Origin of the sequence: Caulobacter zeae, from assembly GCF_002858925.1 — a bacterium.
Taxonomy (GTDB): Bacteria; Pseudomonadota; Alphaproteobacteria; order Caulobacterales; family Caulobacteraceae; genus Caulobacter; species Caulobacter zeae.
Map to the genome: position 1 here is coordinate 1 of NZ_PJRS01000013.1, position 7,024 is coordinate 7,024.

The 7,024-nt window shown below is 71.2% G+C and carries 7 protein-coding genes; all 7 read left to right on the forward strand.

What is annotated here, in order from left to right; translation table 11 throughout:
- The coding region (gene trbE, locus SGCZBJ_RS07295) for a conjugal transfer protein TrbE (RefSeq protein ID WP_101717370.1) at positions 1 to 2,412 on the forward strand (2,412 nt) is incomplete at its 5' end.
- Positions 2,409 to 3,125 (forward strand): P-type conjugative transfer protein TrbJ, encoded by a 717-nt coding sequence (gene trbJ, locus SGCZBJ_RS07300; RefSeq protein WP_101717371.1) that lies wholly within the window; start codon positions 2,409 to 2,411, stop codon positions 3,123 to 3,125. The genes trbE and trbJ, both read left to right, overlap by 4 nt.
- Positions 3,122 to 3,355: a putative entry exclusion protein TrbK-alt gene (gene trbK-alt, locus SGCZBJ_RS07305; protein WP_101717372.1), complete on the forward strand. Its 234-nt coding sequence runs from the start codon at positions 3,122 to 3,124 to the stop codon at positions 3,353 to 3,355. Before trbJ ends, trbK-alt begins: the two co-directional genes overlap by 4 nt.
- Positions 3,352 to 4,617, forward strand: coding sequence for a P-type conjugative transfer protein TrbL (gene trbL / locus SGCZBJ_RS07310; protein ID WP_101717373.1), 1,266 nt, complete (start codon positions 3,352 to 3,354; stop codon positions 4,615 to 4,617). Before trbK-alt ends, trbL begins: the two co-directional genes overlap by 4 nt.
- Position 4,618: 1 nt before the next feature.
- On the forward strand, positions 4,619 to 5,305 hold the full coding sequence (trbF, locus tag SGCZBJ_RS07315; RefSeq protein WP_101717374.1) for a conjugal transfer protein TrbF: 687 nt from the start codon (positions 4,619 to 4,621) through the stop codon (positions 5,303 to 5,305).
- Positions 5,302 to 6,108, forward strand: coding sequence for a P-type conjugative transfer protein TrbG (gene trbG, locus SGCZBJ_RS07320; protein WP_101717375.1), 807 nt, complete (start codon positions 5,302 to 5,304; stop codon positions 6,106 to 6,108). The genes trbF and trbG overlap by 4 nt, the downstream gene beginning before the upstream one ends.
- Positions 6,105 to 7,024, forward strand: a 920-nt coding sequence (locus SGCZBJ_RS07325; protein WP_101717376.1) for a TraB/TrbI/VirB10 family type IV secretion system protein, incomplete at its 3' end; no start/stop codon positions are given. The genes trbG and SGCZBJ_RS07325, both read left to right, overlap by 4 nt.

Below are 7,024 nucleotides of genomic sequence, written 5' to 3' on the forward strand. Positions count from 1 at the left end.
CCGGCGCGTCTGGCCGACTTCCTGCCCTGGGCCGCCCTGATCGCGCCGGGCGTGGTTTTGAACAAGGACGGCTCGTTCCAGCGCACCGCTGAGTTCCGCGGGCCGGACCTGGACTCGGCGACCGACGCCGAGGTCGCCGCCGTCGCCGCGCGTCTGAACGGCGCCTTGCGTCGGCTGGGCTCTGGCTGGGCGCTGTTCGTCGAAGCTCGCCGTGATCCGGCCGGCGCCTATCCCGAAAGCACCTTTCCCGATCCGGTCTCGACCCTCGTCGAAGCAGAGCGCAAGGCCGCCTTCGTCGAGACCGGCGAGCACTTCGAAAGCCGCTACTACCTGACCCTGACCTATCTGCCGCCGGCCGATCGGCGGGGCCGGGTCGAGGGCCTTTTCGTCGAGGGGCGGGCAGGCGCGAGGCTCGACTGGCGCGCCGAGCTCTCCGGATTCGTCGACCGCTCCGACCGCCTGCTGGCCCTGCTCGACGGGCTGATGCCCAAGGTCGGCTGGCTGGATGACGGCCAGACCCTGAGCTTCCTGCACGGGGCGATCTCGACGGTGCGCCAGCGCGTCGCAGTGCCGCAGACGCCGATGCAGCTGGACGCGCTGCTGGCCACCGAGCCGCTGGCTGGCGGTCTGCAACCCCGCCTTGGTCGGGTCCACTTGCGGGTCCTGACCCTGACCGGCTTTCCGGCCTCAACGACCCCGGGCCTGCTCGACGAGCTGAACCGGCTGGGGATCGCCTACCGCTGGAGCACCCGGGCGCTGTGCCTGGACAAGACCGACGCGACCGCGCTGCTGGGCAAGATCCGCCGCCAGTGGTTCGCCAAGCGCAAGTCGGTGTTGGTCCTGCTGCGCGAGGCTCTGACCCAGGAGCCTTCGCCGCTGGTCGACAGCGATGCGGCCAACAAGGCCGTCGATGCCGACCTGGCCCTGCAGGACCTGGGCGGGGACGCGGTCGCCTACGCCTATGTGACCGCCACCCTGGTGGTATGGGACGAGGATCCGGCGCTCGCGGACGCCAAGCTGGCCCTGGTCGAGAAGGTCATCCAGGCCCGCGACTTCGCCGTCATCCGTGAGAGCGTCAACGCCGTGGAAGCCTGGCTGGGCACGATCCCCGGTCATGTCTACGCCAATCTCCGTCAGCCGCCGCTCTCGACCCTGAACCTGGCCCACATCGCGCCGATGTCAGCGGTCTGGGCCGGGCCTGCGCGCAATGCTCATCTGGACGGGCCGCCGCTACTGCTGGCCCGCACCGCCGGCTCGACGCCCTTTCGCCTCAGCCTGCATGTCGGCGATGTCGGCCACACCTTGGTGGTGGGGCCGACCGGCGCGGGCAAGAGCGTGCTGCTGGCGCTCCTGGCCCTGCAGTTTCGCCGTTACGCCAGGAGCCAGATCTTCGCTTTCGATTTCGGGGCGTCCAGCCGTGCGGCCGCGCTGGGCATGGGCGGGGATTTCCACGACCTGTCCGGAGACGGCGGAGCGGTGACGCTCCAGCCCTTGGCGCGGATCGACGAGCCGGACGAACGGGCCTGGGCCGCCGGCTGGCTGGCCGCCGTTCTAGCCCGCGAAAGCGTGGAGATTACCCCGGCTGTGCGTGAGCACATCTGGGCGGCGCTGGGGAGCCTCGCTAGCGCCCCTGTCGTCGAGCGCACCCTGACGGGCCTGGTGGCCCTGCTGGCCAGCCAGCCCTTGAAGGCGGCCCTGGCCCCCTTCGTCCTGGGCGGGCCGTTCGGCCGGCTGCTGGACGGGGCGGGCGAGGCCCTGGGCGGCGCCGACGTCCAGGTGTTCGAGACCGAGGGTCTGGCCAGGAGCGCCGCGGCCCCCGCGGTCCTGACCTATCTCTTCCACCGCATCGGCTACCGGCTCGATGGCCGGCCCACTCTAATCCTGATCGACGAGGGCTGGCTGGCGCTCGACGACCCGGCCTTCGGCGCCCAGCTGCGCGAGTGGCTCAAGACCCTGCGCAAGAAGAACGCCTCGGTGATCTTCGCCACCCAGTCGCTGGCCGACGTGACGGGCAGCCCCATCGCCGCCTCGATCGTCGAAAGCTGCCCGACGAGGATCTTCCTTCCGAACCCTCGGGCGACGGAGCCGCAGGGCGCGGCCGCCTACGCCCGCTTCGGACTCAACGACCGGCAAATCGAGATCCTCGCCCGGGCCACACCCACGCGGGACTACTACCTGCAATCTCGGGTCGGCGATCGCTTGTTCGACCTGGGCCTGGGGCCCGTGGCCCTGGCCTTCTGTGCGGCGTCCTCCAAGGCCGACCAGACCGCTATCGGTGCGGTGCTGGCCGCCGTCGGGCGTGCGGGGTTCGCGGCCGCCTGGCTGCGACTGCGAGGCTTGCCCTGGGCGGCCGACCTTCTGACTTCGGGGGCGGCGGGCGCTTACCCTTCCTCATCGGAGAGCCCGTCATGACCATTTCCCGACGCCGCTTGGCGGCGGCGCTGCTGGCCGCGCCCGTCACAGCCGGCCGGGTGCTGGCGCCGCCTGCTGCCCAGGCCCGGATCGTCGTCTTCGATCCGACCAACTACGCCCAGAACGTCCTGCAGGCCGCTCGCGCCCTGCAAACCATTAACAACCAGATCAGCTCGCTGCAAAACGAGGCGCAGATGCTGATCGGCCAGGCCAAGACCCTGGCGAGCCTGCCGTATTCGACCCTGGCGACGCTGCAGTCCCAGGTCGATCGGACGCGAGAGCTTCTCGGACAAGCCCAGGCCCTGGCCTATGACGTCGCCTCGATCCAGGCCGCCTTCACCACCAACTACGGCCAGGTTTCGCTGTCGGCCTCCGACACAGACCTGACCGTTCGGGCCGACGCGCGCTGGACGATGGCGATGGCCGGCTTCCAAGACGCCCTGAAGCTCCAGGCCGGCGTCGTCGAGGGGCTGGGCGCCAGCCGCGACCAACTGACGAGCCTGGTATCAGTCAGCCAGGGCGCGGTTGGCGGCCTGCAGGCCGCGCAGGCCGGAAATCAGCTGCTGGCCGTCCAGTCGCAACTGCTGGCCGACCTCATCGCGCTTTCCGCCGCCCAGGGCCGCGCCCAGGCCCTTGAGGCCGCCAACCAAGCTGCCGCTCGGGCCGACGCCAAGGCCCGCTTCGCCAAGTTCATGGGGGCGAGCGAACAATGAGGTGGGCGATCGGTCTTAGCCTCGGCGCCTGGATCCTGGTCGGCGCTGTCGTCGTCGCCGTCCGCGGGCGGGACGAACCGCCGGCGGCGTCGCGCCTAGCGTCCGTCCCAGCCGATGGCTCGGGCGAGCTGGCGCGATGTCGCGACTCTGGGGAGGCCGCCAAGGACGCGGCCTGCCGTCAGGCCTGGGCCAACGCTCGGGCGCGGTTCTTCGGCGGTGGCCGGTCATGAACGACACCGGCGTCATCGACCGCTTCTTCGACACCTATGGGGCCTATATCGACAGCGGGTTTGGCCTGCTCGGCGGAGAGGTCGCCTTCCTGTCGACGACCCTGGTGGCCATCGACGTCACCATGGCCGCGCTCTTCTGGGCCTGGGCGCATGGCGAGGATGTGCTGGCGAGGCTGGTCAAGAAGACCCTCTATGTCGGCTTCTTCGCCTTCCTGATCGGCAACTTCCACACCCTGACCGGCATCGTCCTGAGAAGCTTTTCGGGGCTTGGGCTGAAGGCGGGCGGGGTAGGGGCCTCGGCCGATGACTTCTTGCGGCCAGGCAAGCTGGCGGCCCTGGGCGTTGAGGCCTGCAAGCCGATCCTGCAGGCGGCCAGCGACCTGGGCGGCTTTCCCGGCTTTTTCGAAAACATCGTCCAGATTCTGATCCTGCTGGCGGTGGCGATCCTGGTGATCGTCTCGTTTTTCATCATCGCCGTGCAGATCTTCGTGGTGCTGATCGAGTTCAAGTTGGTCAGCCTCTGCGGGTTCGTCCTGGTTCCCTTTGGCCTCTTTGGCCGCACCGCCTTCCTGGCCGAAAAGGTCCTGGGCAACGTCATGGCCTCGGGAGTGAAAGTCATGGTGCTGGCGGTCATCGTCGGTATCGGCTCGACGCTCTTTTCCGATTTCACCAGCCAAGCCGCAGGCCAGCCGACCCTTGAACAGGTCCTGGCCATGGCCCTGGCGGCCCTGACCCTGCTGGGCCTGTCGATCTTCGGACCCGGCATCGCCTCGGGCATGGTCTCCGGCGCGCCGCAACTGGGCGCGGGCACCGCCGTCGGAACGGGCATGGCGGTCGCCGGCATGGCCATGGCCGCGGCTGGCGCGGCCCAGATGGCGGCCGGCGCGGTCTCGGGCCTTTCCGTCGGCGGCTTTGGCGGCGGGGGCGCGGCCGGCGCCGCCGGCGCGGCGGGCGGTCGTCTGCCTCCGCCAGGCGGTGGATCGCTGCCGCCGTCCGATAGTGGTCCTTCCGGGCCGCCGCGACTGCCGCCGCCCGGCGACAATGGCGGCGGTGGCGGCGCGGGTTTCTCCCTGCCGCCGCCGAAGGCCAGCAGCGACGACGAAGGCGGCGAGGGCGGCGGCGGCGCGCCGATGGCCCCGGTCTGGGCCCAGGCGCTGAAGGACCGCCACGCCCTGGCCCACGGCCTGGAGATCGCCGCCCACGCCGCCGGCGGCGGCGACCATCAAGGCGGCGACGCCGCCCCCAGCCTGAAGGAGGACTAGGATGAACCCGTTCAAGGGAGCGGCGCGCTATGGCGCGTCGCCCGAACCTGAGACCCCCTATCAGCGGGCAGGTCAGGCCTGGGACGAGCGGATCGGCTCGGCCCGCGTGCAGGCCGCCAACTGGCGCCTGGCGGCGCTGGGCCTGCTGATGGCCAACACCGCCCTCTGCGGGAGCCTGGCCTGGCTGGCTACGCGCGGCGCGGTGACGCCGTGGGTGGTGGAGGTCGACCGCCTGGGCGAGCCGCGCGTCGTCGCGCCGGCGGTCCAGGGCGCCAGGCCCACCGACCCGATGATCGCCTGGACCCTGGCGCGGTTCATCACCGACGTGCGCGCGGTTTCCACCGACCCGGTGGTCATGCGCCAGGCCTGGCTGCGGGCCTATGAGTTCACCGACGCGGCCGGCGCGGCGGCGCTGTCGGACTATGCGCGGCGCGCAGACCCCTTCGCCCAGGTCGGGCGGGCTCAGGTGGTGGTCACGGTGAGCAGCGTGGTGCGGGCCACGCCTAACAGCTTCCGGGTCACCTGGACCGAGCAGCGCTATGCCGAAGGGCAGCTGACGGCGACAGAGCGCTGGAGCGCCATCCTGACGGTCAATCTCGTCCCACCGCGCACGCCCGAGGGCCTGCGGGCCAATCCGCTGGGCGTCTTCGTCTCCGGTATCGCCTGGTCCAAGGAGTTCGGCGCATGACCCGCTTTGTCCTGATGGCCGGCCTGGTGCTGGCCGTTCCGACGGTCGTCTTGGCCGGGCCTTCCGCCCAGCTGGAAGTCCCCGGCGGCGCCAAGCGCTTCGACTATCGGTCGGAGACGATCTATCCCGTCATCGCAACGCCCGGTCGGATCACCGACATCGTGCTGGAGCCTGGCGAAGTCCTCGTCGGGTCCGGCCCGGTGGCGGCCGGCGACACCGCCCGCTGGGTGATCGGCGATACGGTGAGCGGCCGTGGCGCGTCCCAACAGGTCCATGTCATGGTCAAGCCGACAGCTTCGGACCTGGCCACCAACCTGATCATCAATACCGACCGCCGGACCTATCACCTGGAGCTTCGAGCCTCGGCCAGGACCTGGCATTCCCAGGTCTCCTGGCGATATGAGGTCGCAGGCCAGACAGCGACGGTGCAGATCCAAGGGCCGCTCTCCGCAGCGCCCGCGGACGTGGTCGTGGCGCCGGCGCCGGAGCCGCCGGAGCGGACGCTGAACACCGCCTATCGCATCAGCGGCGGCCATCCGGCCTGGCGCCCCGTGGCCGTGTCGGACGATGGCCAGCGCCTCTTCGTCGACTTCGGTCCGGCGGTGGCGATGGACGACCTGCCGCCGCTTTACCGCATCGGCCCCGACGGCAAGACGGCCGAGCTGATCAACTACCGCGTCGAAGGGCGGCGGATCATCGTCGATCGTCTCCTCGACCGGGCCGAGCTTCGGCTGGGCACCAAGCGGCGCAGCCAAGCGGTTCGCATCACCCGCACCACCCCCAACCAGGAGGCCGGCCGATGAGCCAGGACGCCGATCAGGCCGAGCAGGCCATCGCCAAGACCCTGCGCCTGCGCGGCGCGCCTGTGCCCGTGGCCCGGGTGTCGCGGCGGGCTCTGGTGGTCGTCGGGGCCGTCCTGATCGCCGGGATCGCTGGCGCGCTGGGCTGGTCGCTGATGGAGAGGCGCAAGGCGGCGCCGCCCGAGCCGAGGCTGACGACGGCGCCGCCGCCTGAAACCGTCACCGCCTTGCCGCGCGGCTATGTCGGCGCCGCCGGCACGCCCGTCCTGGGGCCGCCGCTGCCCGGCGACTTGGGGCGACCGATGCTGAGCGCCGCGCGGGCTCGGCAGGCTGACGCCGAGCCGGCGGCGGCCGCGCAGGCCGAAGGCGCGCCAGCGGTCGGCGGCGCCGCAGGCGGGGCGCCGACGATGGTCGATCCGATGGCCGAGGCCCGGCGAGAGGCCCGACGCGCCGCGATCCAGAGCGGGCTCTTCGTCGTCGCCGTAGGGCGTGGCGTTAGCCAGGCGGCCCAGGTCGCGGCGATCGCCCAGGACGCGGCCGGAGCTGAGGCGGGCGCTCCGGGGGCTAGCGATGCTCGCCTGACCAGCGCCGAGCGGCTGCAGGCGCCGGCCTCGCCCTATGTGCTGCAGGTCGGCGCGGTCATCCCCGCCGCGCTCGTGACGGGTTTGCGATCCGACGTGCCGGGCCTGGCGATCGCCCAGGTCACCCAGGACGTCTTCGATAGCCTTGGCGGCGGCTATCTTCTGATCCCCAAGGGCTCGCGGCTTACGGGCGCCTACGACGTCGAGATCAAGAACGGCCAAAGCCGACTGCGGGTCGAATGGACGCGGCTGACCTTGCCGTCCGGCAAGTCGATCGTCCTGGACAAGCTGCCGGGCGCCGACGAGCAGGGCATGGCGGGCTTGCAGGACGGTGTCGA

Coding starts and splice junctions, on each gene's coding strand:
- trbJ (WP_101717371.1), top strand. CDS start 2,409: ATGACCATTTCCCGACGCCGCTTGGCGGCGGCGCTGCTGGCCGCGCCC.
- trbG (WP_101717375.1), top strand. CDS start 5,302: ATGACCCGCTTTGTCCTGATGGCCGGCCTGGTGCTGGCCGTTCCGACG.
- trbK-alt (WP_101717372.1), top strand. CDS start 3,122: ATGAGGTGGGCGATCGGTCTTAGCCTCGGCGCCTGGATCCTGGTCGGC.
- trbL (WP_101717373.1), top strand. CDS start 3,352: ATGAACGACACCGGCGTCATCGACCGCTTCTTCGACACCTATGGGGCC.
- trbF (WP_101717374.1), top strand. CDS start 4,619: ATGAACCCGTTCAAGGGAGCGGCGCGCTATGGCGCGTCGCCCGAACCT.